26 protein-coding genes are annotated in these 23,800 nt (G+C 70.3%); 17 read left to right on the top strand and 9 right to left on the bottom strand.

Annotated features, from left to right (window positions below; genetic code table 11):
* The first annotated feature begins 3 nt into the window (after positions 1 to 3).
* The gene (locus IM787_RS09095; RefSeq protein ID WP_227494173.1) at positions 4 to 717 is read left to right on the top strand and encodes a winged helix-turn-helix domain-containing protein; all 714 of its coding nucleotides are present in this window, start codon (positions 4 to 6) and stop codon (positions 715 to 717) included.
* A gap of 10 nt (positions 718 to 727) precedes the next feature.
* Complete coding sequence (locus IM787_RS09090; protein ID WP_193676302.1) at positions 728 to 1,930, top strand: sensor histidine kinase; 1,203 nt, start codon at positions 728 to 730, stop codon at positions 1,928 to 1,930.
* Between the two features lie 239 nt (positions 1,931 to 2,169).
* Here IM787_RS09090 and IM787_RS09085 read toward each other — a convergent pair whose 3' ends face one another.
* The 7 genes from IM787_RS09085 to radA are packed head-to-tail and all read right to left on the bottom strand — an operon-like array spanning position 2,170 to position 7,596.
* A complete protein-coding gene (locus IM787_RS09085) occupies positions 2,170 to 2,775 on the bottom strand; it encodes a carboxymuconolactone decarboxylase family protein (RefSeq protein WP_354004379.1) in 606 nt (201 codons plus the stop codon).
* A complete protein-coding gene (gene waaF / locus IM787_RS09080; RefSeq protein WP_193676301.1) occupies positions 2,768 to 3,877 on the bottom strand; it encodes a lipopolysaccharide heptosyltransferase II in 1,110 nt (369 codons plus the stop codon). The genes IM787_RS09085 and waaF overlap by 8 nt, the downstream gene beginning before the upstream one ends.
* On the bottom strand, positions 3,789 to 4,010 hold the full coding sequence (locus tag IM787_RS09075) for a zinc-finger domain-containing protein (protein WP_193676300.1): 222 nt from the start codon (positions 4,008 to 4,010) through the stop codon (positions 3,789 to 3,791). Before IM787_RS09075 ends, waaF begins: the two co-directional genes overlap by 89 nt.
* Before the next feature lie 2 nt (positions 4,011 to 4,012).
* Positions 4,013 to 4,951, bottom strand: a complete 939-nt coding sequence (locus tag IM787_RS09070; protein ID WP_193676299.1) for a branched-chain amino acid transaminase — start codon at positions 4,949 to 4,951, stop codon at positions 4,013 to 4,015.
* A gap of 40 nt (positions 4,952 to 4,991) precedes the next feature.
* Positions 4,992 to 5,414, bottom strand: a complete 423-nt coding sequence (locus tag IM787_RS09065; RefSeq protein WP_193676298.1) for a glycerate kinase — start codon at positions 5,412 to 5,414, stop codon at positions 4,992 to 4,994.
* Positions 5,411 to 6,211 carry a metallophosphoesterase family protein gene (locus IM787_RS09060; protein WP_193676297.1) on the bottom strand — a complete coding sequence of 267 codons (801 nt, stop codon included), beginning with the start codon at positions 6,209 to 6,211 and terminating at the stop codon, positions 5,411 to 5,413. The genes IM787_RS09065 and IM787_RS09060 overlap by 4 nt, the downstream gene beginning before the upstream one ends.
* Complete coding sequence (radA, locus tag IM787_RS09055; protein WP_193676296.1) at positions 6,208 to 7,596, bottom strand: DNA repair protein RadA; 1,389 nt, start codon at positions 7,594 to 7,596, stop codon at positions 6,208 to 6,210. The genes IM787_RS09060 and radA overlap by 4 nt, the downstream gene beginning before the upstream one ends.
* 103 nt (positions 7,597 to 7,699) lie before the next feature.
* On the opposite strand from radA, the gene hpaR reads away from it, so the two are divergent.
* From hpaR to IM787_RS08990, 13 genes are all read left to right on the top strand, one after another.
* Positions 7,700 to 8,131, top strand: a complete 432-nt coding sequence (gene hpaR, locus IM787_RS09050) for a homoprotocatechuate degradation operon regulator HpaR (protein ID WP_193676295.1) — start codon at positions 7,700 to 7,702, stop codon at positions 8,129 to 8,131.
* Positions 8,128 to 8,748 (top strand): fumarylacetoacetate hydrolase family protein, encoded by a 621-nt coding sequence (locus tag IM787_RS09045; RefSeq protein ID WP_193676294.1) that lies wholly within the window; start codon positions 8,128 to 8,130, stop codon positions 8,746 to 8,748. The genes hpaR and IM787_RS09045 overlap by 4 nt, the downstream gene beginning before the upstream one ends.
* Entirely contained in the window at positions 8,745 to 9,497 is a 753-nt protein-coding gene (locus IM787_RS09040; protein ID WP_193676293.1) for a fumarylacetoacetate hydrolase family protein, read from the top strand. The genes IM787_RS09045 and IM787_RS09040 overlap by 4 nt, the downstream gene beginning before the upstream one ends.
* A 1-nt stretch (position 9,498) precedes the next feature.
* Positions 9,499 to 10,956, top strand: coding sequence for a 5-carboxymethyl-2-hydroxymuconate semialdehyde dehydrogenase (hpaE, locus tag IM787_RS09035; protein WP_193676292.1), 1,458 nt, complete (start codon positions 9,499 to 9,501; stop codon positions 10,954 to 10,956).
* A 2-nt stretch (positions 10,957 to 10,958) separates the two neighbouring features.
* On the top strand, positions 10,959 to 11,885 hold the full coding sequence (gene hpaD / locus IM787_RS09030) for a 3,4-dihydroxyphenylacetate 2,3-dioxygenase (RefSeq protein ID WP_193676291.1): 927 nt from the start codon (positions 10,959 to 10,961) through the stop codon (positions 11,883 to 11,885).
* 1 nt (position 11,886) lies between these two features.
* Positions 11,887 to 12,294, top strand: coding sequence for a 5-carboxymethyl-2-hydroxymuconate isomerase (locus IM787_RS09025; protein WP_193676290.1), 408 nt, complete (start codon positions 11,887 to 11,889; stop codon positions 12,292 to 12,294).
* Position 12,295: 1 nt separating this feature from the next.
* Positions 12,296 to 13,096 carry a 2-oxo-hept-4-ene-1,7-dioate hydratase gene (hpaH, locus tag IM787_RS09020; RefSeq protein WP_193676289.1) on the top strand — a complete coding sequence of 267 codons (801 nt, stop codon included), beginning with the start codon at positions 12,296 to 12,298 and terminating at the stop codon, positions 13,094 to 13,096.
* A 9-nt stretch (positions 13,097 to 13,105) separates the two neighbouring features.
* Positions 13,106 to 13,924: an HpcH/HpaI aldolase family protein gene (locus tag IM787_RS09015; RefSeq protein WP_193676288.1), complete on the top strand. Its 819-nt coding sequence runs from the start codon at positions 13,106 to 13,108 to the stop codon at positions 13,922 to 13,924.
* Between the two features lie 10 nt (positions 13,925 to 13,934).
* Positions 13,935 to 14,717, top strand: coding sequence for a class II aldolase/adducin family protein (locus IM787_RS09010; RefSeq protein WP_193676287.1), 783 nt, complete (start codon positions 13,935 to 13,937; stop codon positions 14,715 to 14,717).
* Positions 14,718 to 14,719: 2 nt separating this feature from the next.
* On the top strand, positions 14,720 to 15,694 hold the full coding sequence (locus tag IM787_RS09005) for a 2-dehydropantoate 2-reductase (RefSeq protein ID WP_193676286.1): 975 nt from the start codon (positions 14,720 to 14,722) through the stop codon (positions 15,692 to 15,694).
* On the top strand, positions 15,695 to 16,609 hold the full coding sequence (locus tag IM787_RS09000; RefSeq protein WP_193676285.1) for a DMT family transporter: 915 nt from the start codon (positions 15,695 to 15,697) through the stop codon (positions 16,607 to 16,609).
* A 10-nt stretch (positions 16,610 to 16,619) separates the two neighbouring features.
* Positions 16,620 to 17,537 (top strand): NAD(P)-dependent oxidoreductase, encoded by a 918-nt coding sequence (locus IM787_RS08995; RefSeq protein WP_193676284.1) that lies wholly within the window; start codon positions 16,620 to 16,622, stop codon positions 17,535 to 17,537.
* Positions 17,538 to 17,695: 158 nt separating this feature from the next.
* Positions 17,696 to 19,576 (top strand): integrin, encoded by a 1,881-nt coding sequence (locus IM787_RS08990; RefSeq protein ID WP_193676283.1) that lies wholly within the window; start codon positions 17,696 to 17,698, stop codon positions 19,574 to 19,576.
* Between the two features lie 6 nt (positions 19,577 to 19,582).
* On the opposite strand, the gene IM787_RS08985 is transcribed toward IM787_RS08990, so the two are convergent.
* Positions 19,583 to 20,398, bottom strand: coding sequence for a hypothetical protein (locus IM787_RS08985; protein ID WP_193676282.1), 816 nt, complete (start codon positions 20,396 to 20,398; stop codon positions 19,583 to 19,585).
* Positions 20,399 to 20,406: 8 nt separating this feature from the next.
* The gene (alr, locus tag IM787_RS08980) at positions 20,407 to 21,504 is read right to left on the bottom strand and encodes an alanine racemase (protein ID WP_193676281.1); all 1,098 of its coding nucleotides are present in this window, start codon (positions 21,502 to 21,504) and stop codon (positions 20,407 to 20,409) included.
* 121 nt (positions 21,505 to 21,625) lie between these two features.
* Here alr and lplT point away from each other — a divergent pair, with 121 nt between their 5' ends.
* The gene (gene lplT, locus IM787_RS08975) at positions 21,626 to 22,909 is read left to right on the top strand and encodes a lysophospholipid transporter LplT (protein WP_193676280.1); all 1,284 of its coding nucleotides are present in this window, start codon (positions 21,626 to 21,628) and stop codon (positions 22,907 to 22,909) included.
* Entirely contained in the window at positions 22,902 to 23,798 is an 897-nt protein-coding gene (locus IM787_RS08970) for a DMT family transporter (protein WP_193676279.1), read from the top strand. The genes lplT and IM787_RS08970 overlap by 8 nt, the downstream gene beginning before the upstream one ends.
* Positions 23,799 to 23,800: the final 2 nt, after the last annotated feature.

Here is a 23,800-nt window from a genome sequence, read left to right as displayed (position 1 = left end):
TCCATGCAGCAACTCCTGATGATCGAAGACGACGCCCGGCTGGCCCAGATGGTCAGCGAATACCTGGAGCGATCCGGGTTCGGGGTGATGCACGCCCTCGACGCCAAGGCGGGCCTGAACCTGCTGGAGGACCCGCCTTCCGGCACCGCGCCGGACATGCTGGTGCTGGACCTGATGCTGCCGGACATCGACGGACTGGAAGTGTGCCGCCGCGTGCGCGCCATGCCGGGCGAGACCGGCAAGATCCCGGTGCTGATGCTCACCGCCAAGGGCGACCCGATGGACCGCATCGTCGGCCTCGAACTCGGCGCCGACGACTACCTGCCCAAGCCGTTCGAGCCGCGCGAACTGCTGGCGCGCATCCGCGCCATCCTGCGCCGCCGCACCGACGGCACCCCGGCGCCCGCCAAGGTGATGCGCTTCGGCTCGATGGAGATCGACCGCGACGCGCGCACGGTGACGGTGGCGGGCAAGCCGGCCGAACTGACGTCCTACCAGTTCGACCTGCTGGTGGTGCTGGCCGAACGCGCCGGCCGCGTGCTCACGCGCGACCAGATCATGGAAGCCGTGCGCGGGCGCGAACTCGAAGCCTTCGACCGCTCGATCGACGTGCACATGGGGCGCATCCGCGCGGCCATCGAAGCCGACCCGAAGCAGCCCAAGCGCATCCTCACGGTGCGCGGTGTAGGCTACGTGTTCGCCAAGCAGCAGGACTGATCGCCCACGGATGACCGCCTGGAACGCGCGCTGGCGCTTCCCCCTCTACGTCCGCATCTGGCTGGCCGTCGTCGTGACGGTCGGCCTGCTCACCGTCGCCTTCGGCTGGCTGTGGCGCATCAACGCGGAACAGCAGGAGCGGCCCGCGCGCGAGATCATCATCCGCAACGAGGCCGGCGAGATCGTCGGCCAGAGCGTGCTGCGGCCCAACCGGCGCGGCGAGCGCGGCCAGGGCATCGAAGTCGACATCGAGATGAAGGACGGCACCAGCCTCACGCTGGAAGTGCCGCCCCGCGCCCGGGCTCCCGGCGAGCGGCCGCCGGCGCGCCCCTGGCTGCCGCGCAGCACCTCGGGCTACATCTGGCTGCTGGGGCTCGTCGGCCTGGCGGTGGCCGTGGGCAGCTATCCCGTGGTGCGCCGGGTCACGCGGCGGGTGGAGCACCTGCGGCGCGGCGTCGAGCGCTGGGGCGAAGGCGACCTGAGCGTGCGCGTCGACGAGACCGGCACCGACGAGATCGCCTTCCTGGCGCGGCGGTTCAACCATGCCGCGGAGCGCATCGAGACGCTGGTGAAGTCGCACAAGTCGCTGCTGGCCAATGCCTCGCACGAGCTGCGCTCGCCGCTGGCCCGCATCCGCATGGGCCTGGAGCTGATGGACCCGGAACCCTCGCCGCGCACGCGCGACGAGATCACCCGCAACATCGCCGAGCTGGACCAGCTGATCGAGGAGATCCTGCTGGCCAGCCGCCTGGATGCGCGCGAGACCGACATCGGCAGCTTCGAGACGGTGGACCTGACCGGGCTGGCCGCGGAAGAAGCCGCCCGGGCCGGCGCGGACCTGGACACCGGCACCGCGGAGCAGACGGTGCTGGTGCAAGGCGTGTCCAAGCTGCTGCGGCGCGCCATCCGCAACCTGCTGGAGAACGCGCACCGCTATTCGAGCGGCCCGGTGACCACCCGGATCGCCCAGGAAGGCGGGCTGGCGGTCGTCAGCGTGTGCGACCGCGGCCCCGGCGTCCCGCCGGCGGAACGCGAACGCATCTTCGAGCCGTTCTACCGCCTGAAGGGCGCGAGCGAGCGCGAAGGCGGGGTCGGGCTGGGGCTGGCGCTGGTCCGGTCCATCGCCCAGCGGCACCACGGCAGTGCGTCGTGCGAGGAGAACCCGGGCGGCGGCGCCTGCTTCGTCCTGCGCCTGCCGTGTCAGCAAATGTAATTGCCCGGCGAAACCTGTCGCGGTCTCTCGCCAAAACCCGGAAAACTCGGGAAGATCGCCCCGTTGCCCCACCCGGTGCGGCGTCCCAGGCATCCCCCAAGAGGAGGATGGACGCTCCCGGCGGGACCGCTAGAGTCACGATCACTGTCACGCATCGGCGGACACACCGAATCCAAGTCTCCCAACGACGTCCTTCCAAGGACTTGATACAGCCACCTCCGGGTGGCTGTTTTTTTGGGTCAGGCGGGAAAGGCGTCCAGGCCGGGTTCGGTGGCGCCGGCCTGCGCCGGCGTCCGCGCCACGTTCATCACCCAGCACACCATCGCGAAGTAGCCGGCCAGGCTGGCGAGTTCCACCACGCCCTGTTCGCCCAGCGCCTCCCGCGCGGCGGCATAGGTGGGGTCGCTGACGCCGTTCGTGCGCAGCAGCTCCTGCGTGAAGTCGAGGGCCGCCTGCTCGTCGGCCGCCAGCGGTTGCGGCCGCGCGCCGACGCGCAGCGCCTCGACGGCGGCGGCGGCGACGCCGGCCTTGCGCGCCAGCGGGGCGTGCATCACCCACTCGAACTGGTTGCCAACGTGCCGCGCCACGGCGCAGATCGACAGCTCGCGCACCCTGGCGTCCAGCGTGCTTTCGAAGCGCAGGTACTCGCCGATGCGGGCGACGCGCTCCATCAGGTCCGGGCTGCGCAGCAAGGGCAGGAACGGCCCGTACACGCCCTTGCGCGGGCCGTCGATGAGCGCCTGCGCCGCGGCGCGCTGCGCGTCGTTCATGGCTTCGCTGCGCGGCATCGGCAGGCGCTCGCCGCCGGGTTGCGCGAAGCCTTGGGAAGTCGTCGGTTCAGGCACGGGGCATCTCCTCGGGGCGGGTGGGGGTGGAAGCCTGGAGCAGCAGCGACAGCACCCGCTGCGGCGCCACGTCGTTGAGGCAGCGGAAGTGCCCGAGCGGGCATTCGCGCTGGAAGCAGGGTGAGCAGTCCAGCGGCGGCGCATAGCCGGGGTCCTGCTTCAGCCACACCACCTGCGCGCGTCCGTTCAGGGGCGGGGTGTGCAGCGGACTCGACGAACCGAACAGCGCCACCTGCGGCACGCCGAAAGCCGCGGCCACGTGCATCAGGCCCGAGTCGTTGCTCACCACGTGCCCGGCGCCGGCGATCAGCGCGAAAGCCTCGGCCAGCGACGTCTGGCCGGCCAGGTTGCGGCAACGCTCCGGCGCCTCGGCGCGGATCGCCTCGCAGAGCTCCGCCTCCTTGCCCGAGCCGAGCAGCACCACCGGCTGCTGCAGCATCTGCGCGAGGCCGCCGAAATGGGGCCAGCGCTTGGCCGGGCCGAACTCCGCGCCCGGCGCCATCACGACGTAGCCGCCGCGCGGCAGGCCATGCCGCGCCAGCGCGTCGGCCACCGCATCGTCCGGCAAGGCGAGCCGCGGGCGGTCCTGCGAGACGTCGGTGTCGCCGCTCAGCGCGGAATAGAACGCGACCATCGGCGGCTTGTCCTTGGGGTTCTTCAGCCGGTGCGTGAGCAGGCCCACGCGCGCCTCCCCCAGGTAGCCGACCCGCCGCGGCACGCCGGCCAGCAGCGGCAGCAGCGCACTCTTGAGGGAGTTGGGCAGGACGTAAGCCGTGTCGAAGCGGCCCTGCAGTTCGCGGCCGAACGCGCGCCGCGCCTTCCACTGCAAGCCGCCGTGGCGGAAGGGGAACTCGATGACCTCTTCGACCTGGGGCATGGCACGGTAGACCGGCGCCACCCAGGGCAACGCGCCCACCGTCAGCCGCTCGCCGCGCGCGTGCAGGCGGCGCAGCAGCGGCTCGGTCATCACCGCGTCACCGATCCATTGCGGAGCGATGACGAGCGATGCACCCTTAGTGGTGGGCCCCGAAATGCTCGCCCTCGCGCAGCTTGTACACGGTGCCGCAGTACGGGCACTTGGCCGCGCCGCTGCCCGCGACATCGAGGTAGATGCGCGGGTGGCTGTTCCACAGCTTCATGTCCGCCTTGGGGCTGGGACAGAAGATGCCGCCGTTGGCGTTGAGATCCTGGGCCGCCAGTTCGACGACGGCTTCCTTGCGGATGGGCGTGCTCATGGTCAGACCCGGGTGAGCCAGTGGGCGTACTTGGGATTGCGGCCGTTGACGATGTCGAAGAACGCCGTCTGGATCTTCTCGGTGAGCGGGCCGCGCTTGCCGGCGCCGATCTGCACGCGGTCGAGTTCGCGGATGGGCGTCACTTCCGCGGCCGTGCCGGTGAAGAAGGCCTCGTCCGAGATGTAGACCTCGTCGCGCGTGATGCGCTTCTGCACGATCTCCAGGCCCAGGTCCTTGGCGATGTGGAAGACGGTGTTGCGCGTGATGCCGTTCAGGGCGCCGGCGGACAGGTCGGGCGTGTAGATCACGCCGTCCTTGATGACGAAGATGTTCTCGCCCGCGCCTTCGGAGACGAAGCCGGAGGCGTCGAGCAGCAGGGCCTCGTCGTAGCCGTCGTCCACCGCTTCCATGTTGGCCAGGATGGAGTTGCTGTAGTTGCTGACCGCCTTGGCCTGCGTCATCGTGATGTTGACGTGGTGGCGCGTGTAGCTGGAGGTCTTGACACGGATGCCGCGCTGCATGCCTTCCTCGCCCAGGTAGGCGCCCCAGGCCCAGGCCGCGATCATCCCGTGGATGGTGTTGCCTTTCGGGCTGACGCCCAGCTTCTGCGAGCCGATCCACACCAGCGGGCGGATGTAGCAGGACTCCAGCTTGTTGGCCTTGACGACCTGCTTCTGCGCCTCGTTGAACTGCTCCTTGGAGAAGGGCAGCTGCATGCGCAGGATCTTGGCGCTGTTGAACAGGCGGTCGGTGTGTTCCTGCAGGCGGAAGATCGCCGTGCCGTTGACGGTGTTGTACGCGCGGACGCCTTCGAACGCGCCGCAGCCGTAGTGCAGCGTGTGGGTGAGCACGTGGATCTTGGCGTCGCGCCACTCGACCAGCTCGCCGTCCATCCAGATCTTGCCGTCACGGTCGGCCATCGAGGCTGCTTGCGGGCTCATGAAAGTGTCCTTCTACGTGGAATCGCGGAAACCGGCCATTTTACGGGGCAGGCGCCGCCGCGCCTTCTTCCGGGACGGGCGGGCGGAACAGCGTCCACTTCACCAGCTTGCCCTGCACGAACTCGCAGGTGACGTGCGAGCCGGAGCCGTCGGTCCAGCGGAAGACCTCCGGCTGCGCGTCCTTCTCGCTGAGCAGCTCGCCGATGGCCTTGGTCAGCGCCATCACGTGCAGCAGGTTGACGCCGGGGCGCAGCTTCGCGTGGAGCATCACCGCGCTGTCCACCCAGCCGACCGGCCGGTTGGCGGCGCCCTGCAGCACCTTCATCATGCGGGTGAAGTGCAGCAGCATCCACATCACGATGCCGCCGGCGGCCAGCGCCACCCCGCCCCAGCCATAGGCGCGGTAGGCGATGGCGACCACGGCCACGCCGAGGATCGGCAGGGCGATCTTCTGGAAGTTCATGGGCGCCATTGTCCCAGCGCGGGCATGCGGCCCGTGGCGAGCGCATGCGCCCAGTCCGGGCGGCCGTTCGCCGCGGCAAGGCGCTCCATCGCGTGCCAGTCGTAGGCCACGCTGCAAAGCCTCGCCGTCCAGCCCGCGGGCCGCCGCTCGACGATCGCGTAGCGCGCATGCGGGCTGCCGTTTTCGGTGCAGTGGCGCGCCACGTGGTCGTCCTCGTAAGCCTGCAGGCCGACACTGCCCGGGTTGACGACCAGCGTGCTGGCGCTCTGGACCACGCGGGGCACGTGGCTGTGGCCGCACAGCACCAGCGAGGCACGCTCGGCGCCGCCGCCGGCCGCCATGCGCGTGGCGATTTCCCCCGCCGATGCCGCACGGATGCCGCGCGAACCCTCGTTGCCGAAATCGCGCGTGATGGTCTCCAGCCAGTACACCAGGTCGGTCGACGGCGTGCCGTGCACCAGCAGCACGTCGTCGGCGAGCCAGTGCGTCGCGGGCAGCGTGCGCAGCCAGTCGTAGTGCGGCGCCTGCAGCTGCGACACGGCGTAGCCGTCGCTGCTGCGCAGGTCCGGCGCGCCGCCGGCGTCCTTCATCTGCAGCACTTGGCGCTCGTGGTTGCCGGCGATGGTGATGAGGTCGCGCGCCATCAGGAAGTCCGCCGTCTCGCGCGGCAGCAGCGGGCCGCTGAGGATGTCGCCGAGGTTGACGATGGTGTCCACGCGTTCGCGTTCCACGTCTTCCAGCACCGCCCGCAGCGCGGGCAGGTTGCCATGGATGTCCGACAGCACGGCCAGTTTCATGCGAGTCCCCTCACCACTTCCAACGCTTCCTCGATCCGCTCCACCGGGTGGATCGTGAGGCCTTCCATTTCCCTGGCCGCGCCGCGCGCGCCCGGCTTGGGCGCGTTGGCCTTCGGCACGATCGCCACCGAGAAGCCGAGCTTGGCCGCTTCGCGCAGGCGTTCCTGGCCCCGCGGCGCCGGCCGCACCTCGCCGGCCAGGCCGACCTCGCCGAAGGCGAGGAAGCCCTTGGGCAAGGCCCGGCCGCGCAGCGACGACGCGATCGCCAGCATCACCGCCAGGTCGGCCGCCGGTTCGCTGATGCGCACGCCGCCCACCGCATTGACGAAGACGTCCTGGTCCATGCAGGCCACGCCGGCGTGCCGGTGCAGCACCGCCAGCAGCATCGCAAGCCGGTCGCGGTCCAGCCCGACGGACAGCCGCCTCGGGCTGGGGCCGCCGCTGTCCACCAGCGCCTGGATCTCCACCAGCATCGGCCGCGTGCCTTCCAGGGTGACCAGCACGCAGCTGCCGGGCACCGGCTCGCTGTGCTGCGACAGGAAGATCGCGCTCGGGTTGGCGACGCCCTTGAGGCCCTTCTCCGTCATCGCGAAGACGCCGATCTCGTTGACCGCGCCGAAGCGGTTCTTGATCGCCCGCACCAGGCGGAAGCTGGAATGCGTGTCGCCCTCGAAATAGAGCACCGTGTCCACCATGTGCTCCAGCACGCGCGGCCCGGCCAGCGCGCCTTCCTTGGTGACATGGCCGACCAGCACGATGGTGGTGCCGCCGGACTTGGCGGCGCGCGTGAGGTGCGCCGCGCATTCACGCACCTGCGCCACGGAGCCGGGCGCGGAGGTGAGCTGGTCCGAATACACCGTCTGGATCGAGTCGATCACCGCGACGGCCGGCTGCTGCGCCGCAATCGTCGCCAGGATCTTCTCCAGCTGGATCTCCGCCAGCACCTTCACCTGCGACTGCTCCAGCCCGAGCCGGCGCGAACGCAGCGCCACCTGGGCTCCGCTCTCTTCGCCCGTGACATACAGCGTCGGAAGTGCCGAGCGCTGCAGGCCGTCGAGCGCCTGCAGCAGCAGCGTGGACTTGCCGATGCCGGGGTCGCCGCCGATCAGCACCACGCCGCCCTCGACGATGCCGCCGCCCAGCACGCGGTCGAGTTCGCCGATGCCCGTGGGCGTGCGCGGCACCTCGGCCGCCTCGATGTCGGCCAGCACCGCGACTTCGGAAGCCGGTGCCAGCGACGCGAAGCGGTTGCGCGTGGCCGCCGGCGCCTCGGCCACCCCTTCGATGAGCGTGTTCCAGGCGCCGCAGTGCGGGCACTTGCCTTGCCACTTGGGGCTGCTGCCGCCGCATTCGGTGCAGCTGTAGACCGTCTTGTCCTTCGCCATGGCTGGAGTGTAGGGCGGCCGCCGCCAACTCATCGGCACGATGTGGGGACGTCCCGCTTGACCGGCGCCGCGCTTCATTTAACATGTTAAATAACGGCCGCCCATGAGTACGACTTTCGTCCACCGCAACCTCCCTCGCCTGTTGCTGCAGGCCCGCGAATCGGTGATGACGCACACACGGCCGAGCCTGCGCGAGCATGGGCTGTCGGACCAGCAATGGCGCGTGCTGCGCGTGCTGGGCGAACACGGCACGGTGGAGACCGGCCGCGTCGCGCGCGAGGCCTACATCCTGGGGCCCAGCCTCACCGGCGTGCTGGCGCGCATGGAGCGCGACGGGCTGATCCGGCGCGAGCGCGACCCGGCCGACCAGCGACGGACGGTGGTCGAGGCCACGCCGCGCGGCCGGAAGATGGTGCAGCGGCTTTCCTGCACCATCGAAGACCACTACCAGTGGCTCGAACGGTCGCTGGGCAAGCAGAAACTGGCGCAGCTCTACGAGCTGCTCGACGAACTGATCGCACTGGAGCATCCATGAGCCTGGTCAAGCGAGGCACGGTGTACGGCACGCTGATGAACTTCCGCGGGGAGCTCGACGCGCTCGGCACCCAGGTCAACGAGCCACCCTACAAGGCGCCCCCACAGGCCCCCGTCCTCTACGTCAAGCCGGCGAACACGTGGACCGAGAACGGCGGCACCATCCGCGTGCCGGCGGGTACCGAAGTCGAAGTGGGCGCCACCGTGGCCATGGTGATGAAGTCGCCGCGCGAGGTGGAGGGCTACGTGCTGATGAACGACCTGCGCCTGCCGCAGGACAGCTTCTTCCGGCCGCCCGTCCGGTTCAACGCCCTCGACGGCTTCCTCGGCATCGGCGACCGCATCCGCGCCCGCAACGAAGCCGGCGACCCGGCCGTGTTCAAGCTGGAAGTGCGCATCAACGGCGAGCTGAAGCAGACGGTGCGCTTCTCGCAACTGGTGCGGCCGGCCGACAAGCTGCTGGCCGACGTCAGCGAGTTCATGACGCTCGGCGAGGGCGACATGCTCATGCTGGGCTGCGACGTGCCCCGGCCGCGCGCGAAGGCGGGCGACCGCATCGACATCTCCATGCCCGCGCTGGGCACCCTGAGCAACCTGCTGGTGGCGGAGTCCGCATGAAGCGCGCCCGCGTCATCGTCGACGGCATCGTCCACAACGCCACCGAGCGCGACGGCCAGGTCGTGCTGGAAGATGCCCGTCGCCTGTGGCCCGACCAGGTCACCTGGCTGCCGCCGCTGCCGCCCACGGACCGGCCGCGTACGGTCGTGGCGCTGGGGCTGAACTACGCCGACCACGCGAAGGAACTGGCGTTCAAGGCACCGGACGAGCCGCTCGTGTTCCTGAAGGGCGAGCGCGCGCTGGCAGGCCACCGGCAGGTCACGGTCCGTCCGGCCGGCGTGCAGTTCATGCACTACGAATGCGAGCTCGCGGTCGTGATCGGCCGCCAGGCGAAGAAGGTCCGGCGCGAGGACGCGTACGGCTTCATCGCCGGCTACACGGTCGCCAACGACTACGCGATCCGCGACCACCTCGAGAACTGGTACCGGCCCAACCTGCGCGTGAAGAACCGCGACGGCGCCACGCCCATCGGCCCCTGGCTGGTCGACGCGGCGGACATCGCCGACCCGATGGCCCTGGCCTTGCAGACCACCGTGAACGGCGCCGTCACGCAGAAGGGCAGCACGAAGGACATGGTGTTCGACGTGCCTTTCCTCGTCGAATACCTTTCCGGCTTCATGACGCTGAACCCCGGCGACGTGATCCTGACCGGCACGCCGGACGGCGTGGTCGATTGCCAGCCGGGCGACATCGTCGTCACCGAGATCGAAGGCATCGGCGCCCTCATGAACACCATCGGCAGTCCCTGACATGCGCATCGAGCACCTCATCGCCGGGAAGAGCGTCGCATCGGCCGACTACTTCCAGACCGTCAATCCCGCCACGCAGGAAGTGCTGGCCGAGGTCGCCTCGGGCGGCGAAGCGGAAGTGGACCAGGCGGTCGCCGCGGCCAAGGCCGCTTTCCCGAAGTGGGCCGGCCTGCCGGCGCCCGAGCGCGCGAAACTGATCCGCAAGCTCGGCGACCTGATCGCGCAGCACGTGCCGGAGATCGCGCGCACGGAAACCGACGACAGCGGCCAGGTGATCGCGCAGACCGGCAAGCAGCTGGTGCCGCGCGCCGCCGACAACTTCCACTACTTCGCCGAGATGTGCACGCGGGTGGACGGCCACACGTACCCGACGCCCACGCACCTGAACTACACGCTGTTCCATCCGGTCGGGGTCTGTGCGCTGGTCTCGCCCTGGAACGTGCCGTTCATGACGGCCACCTGGAAGGTCGCGCCCTGCCTCGCTTTCGGCAACACCGCGGTGCTGAAGATGAGCGAGCTGTCGCCGATGACGGCCGCGCGGCTGGGCCAACTCGCGCTGGAAGCCGGCATCCCGGCCGGCGTGCTGAACGTCGTGCACGGCTACGGCCAGCAGGCCGGCGAACCGCTGGTGCGCCATCCGGACGTGCGCGCCATCTCTTTCACCGGCTCCACGGCCACCGGCCACCGCATCGTCAAGGCAGCCGGCCTGAAGAAGTTCAGCATGGAGCTGGGCGGCAAGTCGCCCTTTGTGGTGTTCGAGGACGCGAACCTGGAGCGCGCGCTCGACGCCGCCGTGTTCATGATCTTCTCCAACAACGGCGAGCGCTGCACGGCCGGCAGCCGCATCCTGGTGCAGAAGTCCATCTACGCGGGTTTCGTCGACAGGTTCGTCGCGCGCGCGAAGAAGATCGCCGTGGGCGACCCGCTCGACGAGAAGAGCATCATCGGTCCCATGATCTCGCAGGGCCACCTCGCCAAGGTGCGCGGCTACATCGAACTCGGGCAGAAGGAAGGCGCGACGCTGCTGTGCGGCGGCCTGGAGGCGCCGTTGCTGCCCGACCGCGTGAAGAAGGGCAACTACGTGCTGCCCACGGTCTTCGCCGACGTCGACAACGCCATGAAGATCGCGCAGGACGAGATCTTCGGCCCCGTCGCGTGCCTGATCCCGTTCGAGGACGAGGCCGATGCGATCCGCATCGCCAACGACATCCCCTACGGCCTCTCGAGCTACGTGTTCACCGAGAACATCGGCCGGGCGCACCGTGTCGCCGCCAGCATCGAGGCCGGCATGTGCTTCGTCAACAGCCAGAACGTGCGCGACCTGCGCCAGCCCTTCGGCGGAACCAAGGCCTCGGGCACCGGACGCGAGGGCGGTACCTGGAGCTACGAGGTGTTCCTGGAGCCCAAGAACATCGCCGTGTCCCTGGGTTCGCACCACATCCCGCACTGGGGGACCTGACCATGGGCCAGCTCGCTCTCGCCGCCAAGATCACGCACGTGCCCTCGATGTACCTGAGCGAGCTGCCGGGCGACCGCCACGGGTCGCGGCAGGACGCGATCGACGGCCACGTCGAGATCGGCCGGCGCTGCCGGGCACTGGGCGTGGACACCATCGTGGTGTTCGACACGCACTGGCTGGTCAACGCCAACTACCACATCAACTGCGGCGCCCAGTTCGAAGGCGTCTACACCAGCAACGAGCTGCCGCACTTCATCAGCAACATGCCCTATGCCTTCCCCGGCAACCCGCGCCTGGGCCAGCTGCTGGCGGAAGTCTGCAACGACTGGGGCGTGGAGACGCTGGCGCATGCGCAAACCACGCTGGCGCCCGAGTACGGCACGCTGGTGCCCATGCGCTACATGAACGCCGACCGCCACTTCCGGGTGGTCTCGGTGTCGGCCCTGTGCCAGGCGCATTACCTGAACGACAGTGCCCGCCTCGGCTGGGCGATGCGGCGCGCGGTGGAGGACCACTACGACGGCACGGTCGCGTTCTTCGCCAGCGGCTCGCTGTCGCATCGCTTCGCGCAGAACGGCCTGGCGCCGGAATACGCCTTCCGCATCTGGAGCCCCTTCCTCGAAGCGCTCGACGAGGACGTGGTGCGCATGTGGCAGGCCGGCGACTGGAAGCGCTTCTGCGGCATGCTGCCCGAGTACGCGGCCAAGGGCCACGGTGAAGGCTTCATGCACGACACGGCCATGCTGCTCGGCGCGCTGGGCTGGTCGGAATATGACGGGAAGGTGGACGTCGTCACGCCCTACTTCGGCGCCTCGGGCACCGGGCAGATCAACGCCGTGTTCCCGGTGACGCCGGTGCACGGTGACGCCATCCCGCCCGCGCAGGCTTCCAGCGCCGCCGGCTACACCAACATCCAGCAACGCCTCTGACATGCCGCACTGCGTCATCCTCTACACGCCGAACCTCGAGACCAAGACGCAGATGGGCCGCCTCTGCCGCGCGCTGGCGGACCACATGCTGACCCTCCGCGACGAGGAAGGCCGGCAGGTGTTCCCCACCGGCGGCACGCGCGTGCTGGCCTATCCCGCCGCGCACTACGCCGTGGCCGACAAGGACGACGAGGACTACGCCTTCGTCTACATCAACGTGCGCATGGGCGCCGGGCGCAGCACCGACGTGCACCAGCGCGCGGGCGACAGCCTGCTGCAGGTGGTGAAGGCGCACTTCGCGCCCATCTTCGCCGACGAGCTGATCGGCATCACGGTGCAGATCGACGAGAGCCCGGGCCAGGTGTACGACGCCAAGCACAGCACGCTGCACCCGCTGTTCAACAAGTAGCATGTTCGACGACGCCACCATCCAGCGCCTGGCCGCGGAACTGCACGCCAGCGAGCAGTCGCGACTGCAGGTGGAGCACTTCTCCAAGCGCCACCCGGGGATGACCATCGCCGACGGCTATGCCGTGTCGCGTGCGTGGGTCGCGATGAAGGTCGCCGAAGGCCGGCAGGTGCGCGGCCACAAGATCGGGCTCACCTCGCGTGCCATGCAGCAGTCCAGCCAGATCGACGAGCCCGACTACGGCACGCTGCTGGACGACATGTTCTTCGCGCCCGGCGACATCCCCACGGACCGCTTCATTGCGCCCCGGGTGGAAGTGGAGCTGGCCTTCATCCTTGAGCGACCGCTGCGCGGCGAGCAGGTGACGGTGGACGACGTGCTGGAGGCGACCGGGTACGTCCAACCGGCCATCGAGATCATCGACGCCCGCATCGAACAGTTCGACCGCCACACCAAGGCGCCGCGCAAGGTGTTCGACACCATCAGCGACAACGCGGCCAACGCCGGCATCCTCCTCGGCGGCCGGCAGGTGCACCCGCGCGAGGTCGACCTGCCCTGGTGCGGCGCCATCCTGCGGCAGAACGGCGTGGTCGAGGAGACCGGCCTCGCCGCCGGCGTCCAGGGCCATCCCGCCGTCGGCATCGCCTGGCTGGCGCACAAGCTCGCGCCCTGGGGCGAGGGCCTGGAGGCGGGCCAAGTCGTGCTGGCCGGCTCCTTCACCCGGCCGGTGGCCGCGAAGCGCGGGGACGCTTTCGACGCCGACTACGGGCCGCTCGGCCGCTTCGCCTTCCGATTCACCTGAGGAGACACCATGAAGACACCGGTCAACCTGTTCAAGCAGGCCATCGCGCAGAAGCGGACGCAGGTCGGCCTCTGGGTCAGCCTGATGGGCCCGCTCAACACCGAGATCTGCGCCGCCGCGGGCTTCGACTGGCTGCTGCTGGACGCCGAGCACACGCCCAACGACCCGATGAACGTGCTGCAGCAATCGCAGGTGATCGCCGCCTACCCCGGCACGACCGCCATCGCGCGCGTGCCGATGGGCCACGGCAACGTCGGCCAGGCGCTGATCAAGCAATACCTCGACGCCGGCGTGCAGACGCTGCTGGTGCCCATGGTGGAGACGGCGGAGCAGGCGAAAGAACTGGTGCGCTGCATGCGCTACCCGCCCGGCGGCATCCGCGGCATGGCGGCGACGCGCGCCTCCGGCTGGGGCCGCAACACCGCGTACGCCAAGGAGGCCAACGACCAGGTCTGCCTGCTGGTGCAGGTGGAGACGCAGGAAGGCGTGCGCAACGTCGATGCGATCGCGGCCGTCGACGGCGTCGACGGCGTCTTCATCGGCCCGGCCGACCTGTCGGCGACCTTCGGCCACGTCGGCGACCCCTGGCACCCGGAGATGGAGAAGCTGCACGCCGACCTGTTCCGCCGCATCCAGGCCGCCGGCAAGGCGGTCGGCATCCTGACATTGGACGAGACGCTGGCGCGCAAGCACATCGACATGGGCGCGACCTTCATCGCCGTGGGCACCGACACCAACCTGATGGTCAAGTCGACCAACGCGCTGGTCGCGAAGTTCAAGGGCGAGCCCTCGAAGGCCGCCGCGGCGGCGCCCAAGGGCAACTACTGAGGAATCCGACATGAACGCCGTCCTGCAGCCCCGCGCCCGCGCGATGCATCCCGACGAGTGGAAGGCCCGCGTCGAGCTTGCCGCGGCCTACCGCATCTTCGACATGCTCGGCTGGGCCGAGATGATCTACAACCACATCACCGTGCGCGTGCCCGAGAGCGTCTCCGGCAGCGAGAAGCAGTTCCTGATCAACCCGTTCGGGCTGCACTATTCCGAAGTCACCGCCAGCAACCTGCTGAAGATCGACGTGCACGGCAACAAGCTGGACGTGGACAACCCCTGGCCGGTGAACCCGGCGGGCTTCACCATCCATGCCGCCATCCACGAAGCCGTGCCCGCGGCGCACTGCGTGATGCACACGCACACCACCAACGGCCTGGCCGTGGCCTGCACCGAAGGCGGCCTGGCGCAGAACAACTTCTATTCCGCGCAGCTGCACGGCATGGTGGCGTACCACGACTTCGAGGGCATCACGGTCCATGCCGACGAGGCGCCGCGCCTGCTGGCCAGCATGGGCGACAAGCCGCTGATGATCCTGCGCAACCACGGGCTGCTCGCCGCCGCCGCCACGCTGCCGCTGGCCTTCGTGCACCTGTGGACGCTGCAGCGGGCCTGCGACATCCAGGTCACGCAGGCGGCGCTGGGCCGCGCGATCCCGATCCCGGAAGCGGTGGCGATCAGGACCACGCACGATTCCTTCCAGTTCGACCAGCGCTTCGGCGCCGGGCAGGACGTGTTCGATGCGATGACGCGGCTGGTGGAACAGCGCTTCGGCGACGGCTACAAGAACTGACGATGAAAGTCTGCATCTACGGCGCCGGCGCCATCGGCGGCTGGATCGGGGTGAAGCTCGCGCAGGCGGGCTGCGAAGTGGGCGTCGTCGCGCGCGGCGCGACGCTGCAGGCGCTGCGGTCCCACGGCCTGCGGCTGCAGCAGGGCAGCGAAACGCTGTCGGCGCCGGTGCGCGCCACCGCCTCGCCGGCCGAACTCGGCGTGCAGGACCTCGTCGTCGTCGCCGTGAAGGCGCCGGCGATGGCGGACGTCGCGAAGAACATCGGGCCGCTGCTCGGCCCGGACACGATGGTGCTCACCGCCATGAACGGCGTGCCGTGGTGGTTTTTCCAGGGCTTCGGCGGGGCGCACGCGGGCCGGCGGCTGGAGGCCGTGGACCCGGACGGCGCGATCGCCGAAGCCATCCCCGCGCGGCACATCATCGGCTGCGTCGTGCATGCGAGCTGCTCGCTGCGCGAACCGGGCTGGGTGCAGCACCACATGGGGCAGAAGCTGATCATCGGCGAGCCGTCCGGCGAGAAGACGCCGCGCGTGCAGCACCTCGCGGCGCTGCTGGAGAAGGCAGGCTTCGAAGCCGTGCTTTCCGAGCAGATCCAGAAGGACGCCTGGTACAAGCTGTGGGGGAACATGACCGTCAACCCGGTGAGCGCGATGACGGGCGCCACCACCGACCGCATCATGGACGACGAGCTGGTGCGCGGCTTCATCTCCGCGGTGATGCTGGAGGCGCGCGAGATCGGCGCACGCGTCGGCATCCCGATCGCGCAGCAGCCCGAGGACCGCCACCAGGTCACGCGCAAGCTGGGCGCGTTCAAGACCTCGATGCTGCAGGACGTCGAAGCCGGCAAGCCGGTGGAGATCGACGCCCTGGTCACGGTCGTGCGCGAGATGGGCCGGATGACCGGCGTGCCCACGCCTTTCACGGACGCGCTCCTGGGCCTCAGCCGGCTGCACGCGCGCGTGCACGGCCTGTACTAGATGTCGGCGATCCCCGCCCCGGCCCGCGCGATCAGCGGCGCGGCCTTCGCCACCCTGCTGCTGATCGCCCTGATGATGGGCGCCAACCACGTCGCCGCGCGGCTGGCCTTCAACCACGGCGTCGACGTCGCGACCGCGGTCGTGTTCCGCAGCACGGTGACGGCGTTGGTCATCGTCGCCATCCTGGCGTCGCAGCGCGTCAAGGTGCGCTTCAGCGCGCGGCATCGCAGATACCTGCCGGTCATCGGCCTGCTGATCGGCATCCAGAGCCTGTGCCTCTATTCCGCGGTGGCACGGCTGCCGGTGGCGCTGGCCCTGCTGGCGTTCAACACCTACCCGCTGTGGACGGCGTTCTGGTCCTTCGTCGTCTACCGCAAGCGGCCCGAGAAGGCGATGGTCGTGGCCATGCCGGTGATCCTGGTCGGGCTGGCGCTGGCGCTCGACGTCTTCGGCGCGGCGTCGGGGCTGGGTGCGGGCGGGCAATGGGCGCGCATCGGCGCCGGGGTCGCCTTCGCGCTGGCGGCCGCGGGCACCTTCGGGCTGGCGCTGGTGTTCACGCAGCACGAAGCCGGCGACGTCGACGGCCGCGTGCGCACGGCGACCACGATGGCCATCGCCGGCCTGATCGCGCTGGCGACCGTCGCCGCGCAGGGCGGCTTCCACCTGCCGACCGCGCCCGCCGGCTGGGGCGGCCTGGTGGCGTTGACCTTCCTGTACGGCACGGCGTTCACCATCATGTTCACCGTGCTGCCGCGCCTGGGCGTGGTCGGCAACTCGGCGATCATGAACGTGGAGCCGGTCTTCGCGCTGGTGCTCGCCTGGCTGATCCTCGGCCAGGCGATCGCGCCGGTGCAGGTGGCCGGCGCGCTGCTGGTCGTCGGCGCCGTGATGGCACTCGGCCTGCGCAGGAAGTGAAAGGGGCGGCATGGACATCGGCTTCATCGGTCTCGGCGTCATGGGCGCGCCCATGGCCACGCACCTCGCGAAGGCCGGCCACCGGCTGACGCTGCTGGACCGCGACGTCGACGCAGCGCAGCGGCTGGCGGCGACGCTCGGTGCGCCCTCCCGCGTGGCCGCGACGCCGCGCGAGGTGGCGGCCGCCAGCGAGGTGGTGATCACGATGCTGCCCAACGGGCAGGTGGTGCAGCAGGTCGCGCTGGACGACGACGGCCTGGTGCAGGGCTGGCGCGCGGGTTCCATCCTGCTGGACACCTCGTCGTGCGAACCCTGGCTCACGGAACGGACCGGGGCCGCCATCGCCGGGCGCGGCGGCCGCATGGTCGACGCGCCGGTCTCCGGCGCGCAGTGGGGCGCCGTCGATGCGCAACTCGTGTTCATGGTGGGCGGTGCCGCCGAAGATCTCGCGCGCGTGCGCCCGCTGCTGGACGTGATGGGACGCGCCGTGTTCCACCTGGGCGGACTGGGTGCCGGCCACGCGATGAAGTGCATCAACAACTGCATCACGGCGGTCACCCTGGCGAACACGGCCGAAGGCCTGGTGGCGGGCAAGCGCTACGGGCTGGACCCGCAGGCCATGGTCGACGTGCTGAACGCCTCCACGGGCGGCTCGTGGATCACGCAGACGCACTTCAACCAGCGCGTGTTCAACCGCGCCTTCGACGACCCGTTCAAGCTGGAACTGATGCTCAAGGACATGGGCATCGCCATGGCGCTCGCGCGCGAGACCGGCTCGCCGGCGCCGTTGTGGGGCCTGGGCGAACAGCTGTGGCGCATGGCGGACCACGCGGCCGGGCCTGGGGCGAGCGTCAGCGAGCTGGTGCGGTGGGTGGAGCGGCAGTCGGGCACCGAACTCACGCCAGGGGCCACGCCCCGCGAACCGTAGCCCTGCGCACGGTGACCCGCGGCACGTGACCGGGGTCACTTACGCGGGTCGGCGGTGCGGCGGATCATGTCCCGGCACTTGCTGCGCCCGCCGGGCGCGCATCGCGTCGTCCCGGCCGAGGCCGGGGATGTGCCCACGACCCACCCGGTGCCCAGCCCATGAACCTGCCGACCCTGCTTCCCTCGCGCCGCGCGGCATCCGCCCTGGCCCTCGCCGCGGCGGCCCTGGTCCTTTCCGCCTGCGGCGGCAACGACGACGCCCTGCCTTCGGGCGGCAATCCTCCGCCGGGCGCACGGGGGCCCGCCGCGCCCGCGAGCCTCACCATGGGCTACGGCGTGCGCACCTTCAGCTTCACCTGGTCGCCGTCGGAGGGTGCCACCAGCTACAAGCTGTTTGAGGATGCGGCTGGCAACTCCGGCTTCGTGGAAGTCGCCAGCGGCCTCACGGGCACCAGCCTCAGCATCGACCTCGGACCGCTGCACGAGCGCGTGAACGCGCGCTACGCGGTGCAGGCCTGCAACGCGCAGGCTTGCGGCGGCTACTCGCCCGTGGTCCTGCCCGAGATCAACAAGGCCATCGGCTACTTCAAGGCGTCCAACGTGGGCAGCGACGAGTTCGGCACCAACGTCGTGCTGTCCGCGGACGGCAGGACCCTGGCGGTGAGCGCGCGCAACGAGGCCAGCGACCACCGGGGCGTGCTGCAGGGCGACTTCACCGACAACGACCTGCGGCCGTATTCGGGCGCCGTCTACGTCTTCAGCCTCGGCGATGCAGGCTGGGTGCAGCAGGCCTTCCTGAAGGCGGCCAACGCGGACAGCAGCGACCATTTCGGCGACGCGCTCGCGATCTCGGCGGACGGCAACACCATCGTGGTCGGGTCGCGCGTCGAATCCAGCGCGCAAGCGGGCGTCCACGCCACCCAGCCCGCGCACGACAACAGCGCGAACATGGCCGGCGCCGCCTACGTCTTCAGCCGCTCCGCCGGCACCTGGACGCAGCAGGCCTACATCAAGGCGTCCAATCCCGAGACGCTGGACCAATTCGGCAGCGCGGTGGCGCTCTCCGCCGACGGGAACACGCTGGCGGTCAGCGCGCCCGGGGAAGACAGCGACGTCACCGGCGTCGTGCACGGTCCGGTCGCCGACAACAACCTGCGGCCCGGGTCGGGTGCCATCTACCTGTTCACGCGCGCCAGCGGCACCTGGACGCAGCAGGCCTACGCGAAGGCCTCCAACGCGGGCGAGAACGACTTCGTGGGCACCAGCCTCGCCCTCTCCGCCAACGGCGACGTCCTCGCCGTGGGCGCGCCGAACGAGGACAGCAACCTGACCGGCGTGCACACCACCGCCTTCGCGGACAACAACCTCACGCTGGATGCGGGAGCGGTGTACCTGTTCAACCGGGCCGGCGGCACCTGGTCGCAGCAGGCCTACATCAAGGGCCACGCGGTCGCCACGATCCAGGCGCTGGGCAGCGCCGTCGCGCTCTCCGACGACGGCACGACGCTCATCGCCGGCGCGCACAACGAAAGCAGCGACCTGAAGGGCGTGTTCGCGCCCGGGACGCCGCTCTCCTCCGGCGCCCACCAGTCAGGCGCCGTGTACGTGTTCACCAGCACCGCCGGCGCCTGGTCGCAGCAGGCCTTCATCAAGGCCTCCAACACGGCGCCCGGGGACCACTTCGGCAACCAGGTGGCGGTCTCGGGCGACGGCAACACGGTGATCGTCGGCGCCCACTGGCGCGCGGGGGTGCTGTCCGGGATCTTCGCCGGGACCAGCTTCAACGACGACGACCCCACCGACACCACGGGCGCCGCGTATGTCTTCCGCCGTTCGGGCGGCAACTGGACGCAGCAGGCCTACCTCAAGGCATCGAACAACAACGGCGACGAATTCCAGTTCGGCACCTCGGTGGCGGTGTCCGGTGACGGACGGACGGTGGCCGTGGGCGCCATCTATGAAGCCGGTGGATCGCCCGGCGTGCAGGGCGACCCGGCGAACCAGACGGTCCACAGCGCGGGCGCGGTGTACCTGTACTGAGGCCGGCTAGCGGCCCGCGCGCAGCACCTGCACCGCATGCGGCAGCGATCGCGCCTGCGGCACCCACAAGTCCAGCGCCGCACCCAGCAGCACGGCGGCCACGACCGTGCCCAGCAAAGGCTTCCAGGTGAGCCGCACGGCGGCGGCCAGCCAGCCCTGGCGGGCCACCCTGACCGCCGTGCGCGCCGAGGCGTAGCCGAAGGCGAGCTCCAGCGCCACGGCCAGCAACACCTCGGAGCCGAAGTACAGCAGCACCAGCGAACCGGCGCCCGCGATCACGAGGAAGGCGACGAGGAAGACCACCGCCACGGGGATCACCACGGCGCCCTCGTCCGCGCTGCCCGCCGCCTCCAGCGCGCCGCTGGCCACCTCGCCGAGGGCGGAGCTTCCTTCCGCCGCGTCCGCGAAGCTGGCCTCGGCGCCGCCGCCGCCGAAATCGCCGCCGCCCCCGGACTTCCAGCCCGCCTCTGGTGCACGCACGGCGTCGCCCAGCCGCCAGTTCCCCGGCACGTCCGGAAGGTCGAGCGCCGCATCCGCGGGCAGCGGATCCTCGTCGCGCAGCAGCGAGCGCGCCCACCAGCGCAGGAGGAGCAGGAAGCCGAGATAGCCCACGCCGATCGTCACCAAGTAGCGCAGCGCCAGCGAATCCGAGCCGAGCACCATCTGCAGGTGCGCGGCGGCCCACATCAGGAAGGACACCAGCAGGCCGATCAGCACGCCGTGCAGCCGCAGCGGATGCCGGTGCCGCAGGTGCTGGCGGGTCGCGCTCTCCCAGCGCCGCACCGAGCGCCAGTTGCTCAGGTCCGGTCCGCGCCGGCGCATCGCGGCCGCTACGCCTCCACCGAGAACGGCACCCGCGGCGCGACGGCGCACATCAGCTCGTAGCTGAGGGTGCCGGCGCTCGCGGCGACCTCGTCGATGGGCAGCACCGCGCCGCTCGCCGCGCGGCCCCAGAGCGTGACCTCGCTGCCGAAGCCCGCCTGGGGCACCGGCGTGAGGTCGACCGAGAGCATGTCCATGCTGACGCGTCCCACCAGCCGGGTGCGCACGCCGTCCACCAGCACCGGCGTTCCGGTGGTGCAGTGGCGCGGATAGCCGTCGGCGTAGCCGCAGGCCACGACGCCGATGCGCAGCGGCGCGTCCGCGGTGAAGCTGGAGCCATAGCCCACGGTGTCGCCGGCCTGCAGCTCCTGCACGGCCAGGACGCGCGTGGACAGCGTCATTGTCGGCTGCAGGTCCCAGTGGGCGCTGGTGTGCTCGGGGAAGTCCGGCGCGCTGCCGTACACCGCGATGCCGGGGCGGATCCAGTCGCCGCGCACGCGCGCGTCCTGCGCGTGCCGCAGGGAGGCGGCGCTGTTCGAGAGGGAGCGTTCGCCGGACAGGTCGCGCGTGGCGTCTTCGAAGGCCCGCACCTGGTGCGCGATGCCCCGGGCGCCGTCGGCGTCGCTGAAGTGCGTCATCAGCGAGATCTCCTCGACCTGCGGCAGCGCGTCGAGGCGGGCCCAGGCGGCGCGGAAGCGCTGGGGCGTGAAGCCCAGGCGGTTCATGCCGGAGTTCAGCTTGAGGAACACGCGGTGCGGCACCTGCGTCTTGTGGGCCGCCAGCCAGTCGATCTGCTCGTCGCAATGGACGGTGTGCCAAAGGCCCAGGCGCGAGCACAGCTCCAGGTCGCGCGCCTCGAACACGCCTTCCAGCAGCAGGATCGGCCCGCGCCAGCCGAGGGCGCGCACGCGCTCGGCTTCCTGCAGGTCCAGCAACGCGAAGCCGTCGGCGCCGCGCAGCCCGTCGAACGCGCGCTCGATGCCGTGGCCATAGGCGTTGGCCTTGACGACGGCCCAGACGCGCGCGTCCGGCGCGGCCTGGCGCATGCGGGCGAGGTTGTGGCGCAGGGCCAGGGGATGGACGGTGGCGAGGATGGGGCGCGGCATGGCAGATGGCTCTTCGCGCCCATTCTGTCATTACCCAGCGTGATATAACCCCGTGTCGCTTGGAGACAGCAGAATCCCGACGGGCGTTGGCGCGCCTGGCCCGTCCACCCATAAGCACCGGATGAAGCGCGGTTTCTACACCATCATGGCGGCGCAGTTCTTCTCGTCGCTCGCCGACAACGCGCTGTTCATTGCCGCCGTCGAATTGCTCAGGACCTCCCGGGCGCCCGGGTGGCAGGCCGCTGCACTGGTGCCGATGTTCGCACTCTTCTACGTCGTGCTGGCGCCTTTCGTGGGGGCGTTCGCCGATTCGCGGCCCAAGGGCCAGGTCATGTTCGTCAGCAACGCCATCAAGGTGGTGGGCTGCCTGGCGATGCTGTTCGGCCTGCATCCCCTGCTCGCCTATGCCATCGTGGGCCTCGGCGCGGCCGCCTATTCGCCGGCCAAGTACGGCATCCTCACCGAGCTCCTGCCGCCTTCGCAGCTGGTCAAGGCCAACGGCTGGATCGAGGGCCTCACGATCGCGTCGATCATCCTCGGCATCCTGATGGGCGGCCAGCTCGTGGGACTGGCGGTGTCGTCCAAGCTGCTCGCCCTGGACTTCCCGGTGATCGACACCGGCATGGACACGGCGCCCGAGGCGGCCATCTTCATCCTGATCTTCCTCTACATGCTGGCGGCGTGGTTCAACACGCGCATCCCGCACACCGGGGTGGAGATGCGGCCGATCCCCAAGAACCCGCTGGAACTGGTGCCGGACTTCTGGAGCTGCAACAACCGCCTCTGGCAGGACAAGCTGGGGCAGATCTCGCTGGCGACGACCACCCTCATCTGGGGCGTCACGGGCAACCTCCGCTACATCATGCTGGCGTGGAGTGCCGCGGCGCTCGGCTACAGCACGACCCAGGCTTCCGCGCTGAGCGGTGTCGTGGCGCTGGGCACGGCGGTCGGGGCCGTCGTCGCATCGATGCGCACCCGGCTGGACCGCGCGACCGGCGTGATCCCGCTCGGCATCGCCTCCGGGCTCCTGATCATCGCCATGAACTTCATCGACAACGTCTGGGTGGCGATCCCCTTCCTGATCCTGATGGGCGGGCTGGTGGGCTATCTCGTCGTCCCCATGAACGCCCTACTGCAGCACCGCGGCCACAACCTGATGGGCGCCGGCCGCTCGATCGCCGTGCAGAACTTCAACGAGCAGGCCTGCATCCTCGGCCTGGGCGCGTTCTACAGCCTGTCCGCCGGACTCGGCATGTCGGCCTTCGGCGCGATCACCGCCTTCGGCGTGGTGGTGGCCGGGGTGATGTGGATCATCCAGCGCTGGCACAAGCGCAACCTGGTGAAGCACAAGGACGAAGTCGACCACCTGCTGGAGATCGCCCGGCACGACAACGTGCATGGCTGACACCGGCGGGGCCCGCGCGGCGCCCGTCGCCGCGCTGGTCCTGAACGCGTTCGTCTGGGGCCTGTCCTGGTGGCCCTTCCGCCTGCTGCAGGACCACGGCGTGCACCCGCTCTGGTCCACCGCGCTGGTCTACCTCGTTTCCTTCGCGATCTTCCTGGCCTTCCGGCCGCGGGCGCTGGCCGCCTTCCGGGACCACCGGCTGCTGTGGCTGCTGGCGCTCGCCTCCGGAATGACCAACGTCGGCTTCAATTGGGCGGTGACCATCGGCGACGTGGTCCGGGTGGTGCTCCTGTTCTACCTGATGCCCGCCTGGTCGGTGCTGCTCGCCTGGCTCGTGTTGCGCGACAAGCCGGACGCCGCCGCGCTGGTCCGGCTGGTGCTGGCGCTGGCCGGCGTGGCGACCGTGCTGCACACGCCCGGCGCCGGCCTGCCCTGGCCCCGCACGCTCGCCGATGGACTCGCGCTCGCGGGCGGCTTCAGCTTCGCCCTGACCAACGTGCTCCTGCTGCGGCTGAACACCGTGCCGGCGCCTTCGCGCGTGCTGGCGATGTTCGGCGGGGGCGCCGCGCTCGCCGGCAGCGTGGCGGCCGTCGGTCTCGTCCAGGGAGCGGTGCCCGCGCTGCCCGCGCTCACGTTGCCCTGGGGAGGGGTCGCCGCCCTGCTCTCCCTCGGCTTCCTGTGCGGCAACCTGGCCCTCCAGTACGGCGCCTCCCGGCTGCCCGCGCACACGACGGCGCTGGTCATGCTGTCCGAAGTCGTGTTCGCGAGCCTCTCGGCCGTCGCTCTCGGTGCCGGGGAACTCACGGCGCGCACCCTGGCCGGCGGCGCGCTGATCCTCGCCGCCGCGGCCTGGTCCGCTTGGCCGCGCCGGACGGCGGGCGCAGAATAGGC

Source organism: Ramlibacter pallidus (assembly GCF_015070875.1).
GTDB lineage: Bacteria > Pseudomonadota > Gammaproteobacteria > Burkholderiales > Burkholderiaceae_C > Ramlibacter > Ramlibacter pallidus.
Note: the sequence above shows the minus strand (reverse complement) of the source record. Positions and strands in the feature narration are given on the sequence as shown.

What these genes read in the sequence shown, in the direction of transcription:
- IM787_RS09095 (WP_227494173.1), top strand. Translation starts at nt 4, where the DNA reads ATGCAGCAACTCCTGATGATCGAAGACGACGCCCGGCTGGCCCAGATG.
- IM787_RS09090 (WP_193676302.1), top strand. Translation starts at nt 728, where the DNA reads ATGACCGCCTGGAACGCGCGCTGGCGCTTCCCCCTCTACGTCCGCATC.
- waaF (WP_193676301.1), bottom strand. Translation starts at nt 3,877, where the DNA reads ATGTCGCGGGCAGCGGCGCGGCCAAGTGCCCGTACTGCGGCACCGTGT.
- IM787_RS09075 (WP_193676300.1), bottom strand. Translation starts at nt 4,010, where the DNA reads ATGAGCACGCCCATCCGCAAGGAAGCCGTCGTCGAACTGGCGGCCCAG.
- IM787_RS09070 (WP_193676299.1), bottom strand. Translation starts at nt 4,951, where the DNA reads ATGAGCCCGCAAGCAGCCTCGATGGCCGACCGTGACGGCAAGATCTGG.
- IM787_RS09065 (WP_193676298.1), bottom strand. Translation starts at nt 5,414, where the DNA reads ATGAACTTCCAGAAGATCGCCCTGCCGATCCTCGGCGTGGCCGTGGTC.
- IM787_RS09060 (WP_193676297.1), bottom strand. Translation starts at nt 6,211, where the DNA reads ATGAAACTGGCCGTGCTGTCGGACATCCATGGCAACCTGCCCGCGCTG.
- radA (WP_193676296.1), bottom strand. Translation starts at nt 7,596, where the DNA reads ATGGCGAAGGACAAGACGGTCTACAGCTGCACCGAATGCGGCGGCAGC.
- hpaR (WP_193676295.1), top strand. Translation starts at nt 7,700, where the DNA reads ATGAGTACGACTTTCGTCCACCGCAACCTCCCTCGCCTGTTGCTGCAG.
- IM787_RS09045 (WP_193676294.1), top strand. Translation starts at nt 8,128, where the DNA reads ATGAGCCTGGTCAAGCGAGGCACGGTGTACGGCACGCTGATGAACTTC.
- IM787_RS09040 (WP_193676293.1), top strand. Translation starts at nt 8,745, where the DNA reads ATGAAGCGCGCCCGCGTCATCGTCGACGGCATCGTCCACAACGCCACC.
- hpaE (WP_193676292.1), top strand. Translation starts at nt 9,499, where the DNA reads ATGCGCATCGAGCACCTCATCGCCGGGAAGAGCGTCGCATCGGCCGAC.
- hpaD (WP_193676291.1), top strand. Translation starts at nt 10,959, where the DNA reads ATGGGCCAGCTCGCTCTCGCCGCCAAGATCACGCACGTGCCCTCGATG.
- IM787_RS09025 (WP_193676290.1), top strand. Translation starts at nt 11,887, where the DNA reads ATGCCGCACTGCGTCATCCTCTACACGCCGAACCTCGAGACCAAGACG.
- hpaH (WP_193676289.1), top strand. Translation starts at nt 12,296, where the DNA reads ATGTTCGACGACGCCACCATCCAGCGCCTGGCCGCGGAACTGCACGCC.
- IM787_RS09015 (WP_193676288.1), top strand. Translation starts at nt 13,106, where the DNA reads ATGAAGACACCGGTCAACCTGTTCAAGCAGGCCATCGCGCAGAAGCGG.
- IM787_RS09010 (WP_193676287.1), top strand. Translation starts at nt 13,935, where the DNA reads ATGAACGCCGTCCTGCAGCCCCGCGCCCGCGCGATGCATCCCGACGAG.
- IM787_RS09005 (WP_193676286.1), top strand. Translation starts at nt 14,720, where the DNA reads ATGAAAGTCTGCATCTACGGCGCCGGCGCCATCGGCGGCTGGATCGGG.
- IM787_RS09000 (WP_193676285.1), top strand. Translation starts at nt 15,695, where the DNA reads ATGTCGGCGATCCCCGCCCCGGCCCGCGCGATCAGCGGCGCGGCCTTC.
- IM787_RS08995 (WP_193676284.1), top strand. Translation starts at nt 16,620, where the DNA reads ATGGACATCGGCTTCATCGGTCTCGGCGTCATGGGCGCGCCCATGGCC.
- IM787_RS08990 (WP_193676283.1), top strand. Translation starts at nt 17,696, where the DNA reads ATGAACCTGCCGACCCTGCTTCCCTCGCGCCGCGCGGCATCCGCCCTG.
- IM787_RS08985 (WP_193676282.1), bottom strand. Translation starts at nt 20,398, where the DNA reads ATGCGCCGGCGCGGACCGGACCTGAGCAACTGGCGCTCGGTGCGGCGC.
- alr (WP_193676281.1), bottom strand. Translation starts at nt 21,504, where the DNA reads ATGCCGCGCCCCATCCTCGCCACCGTCCATCCCCTGGCCCTGCGCCAC.
- lplT (WP_193676280.1), top strand. Translation starts at nt 21,626, where the DNA reads ATGAAGCGCGGTTTCTACACCATCATGGCGGCGCAGTTCTTCTCGTCG.
- IM787_RS08970 (WP_193676279.1), top strand. Translation starts at nt 22,902, where the DNA reads ATGGCTGACACCGGCGGGGCCCGCGCGGCGCCCGTCGCCGCGCTGGTC.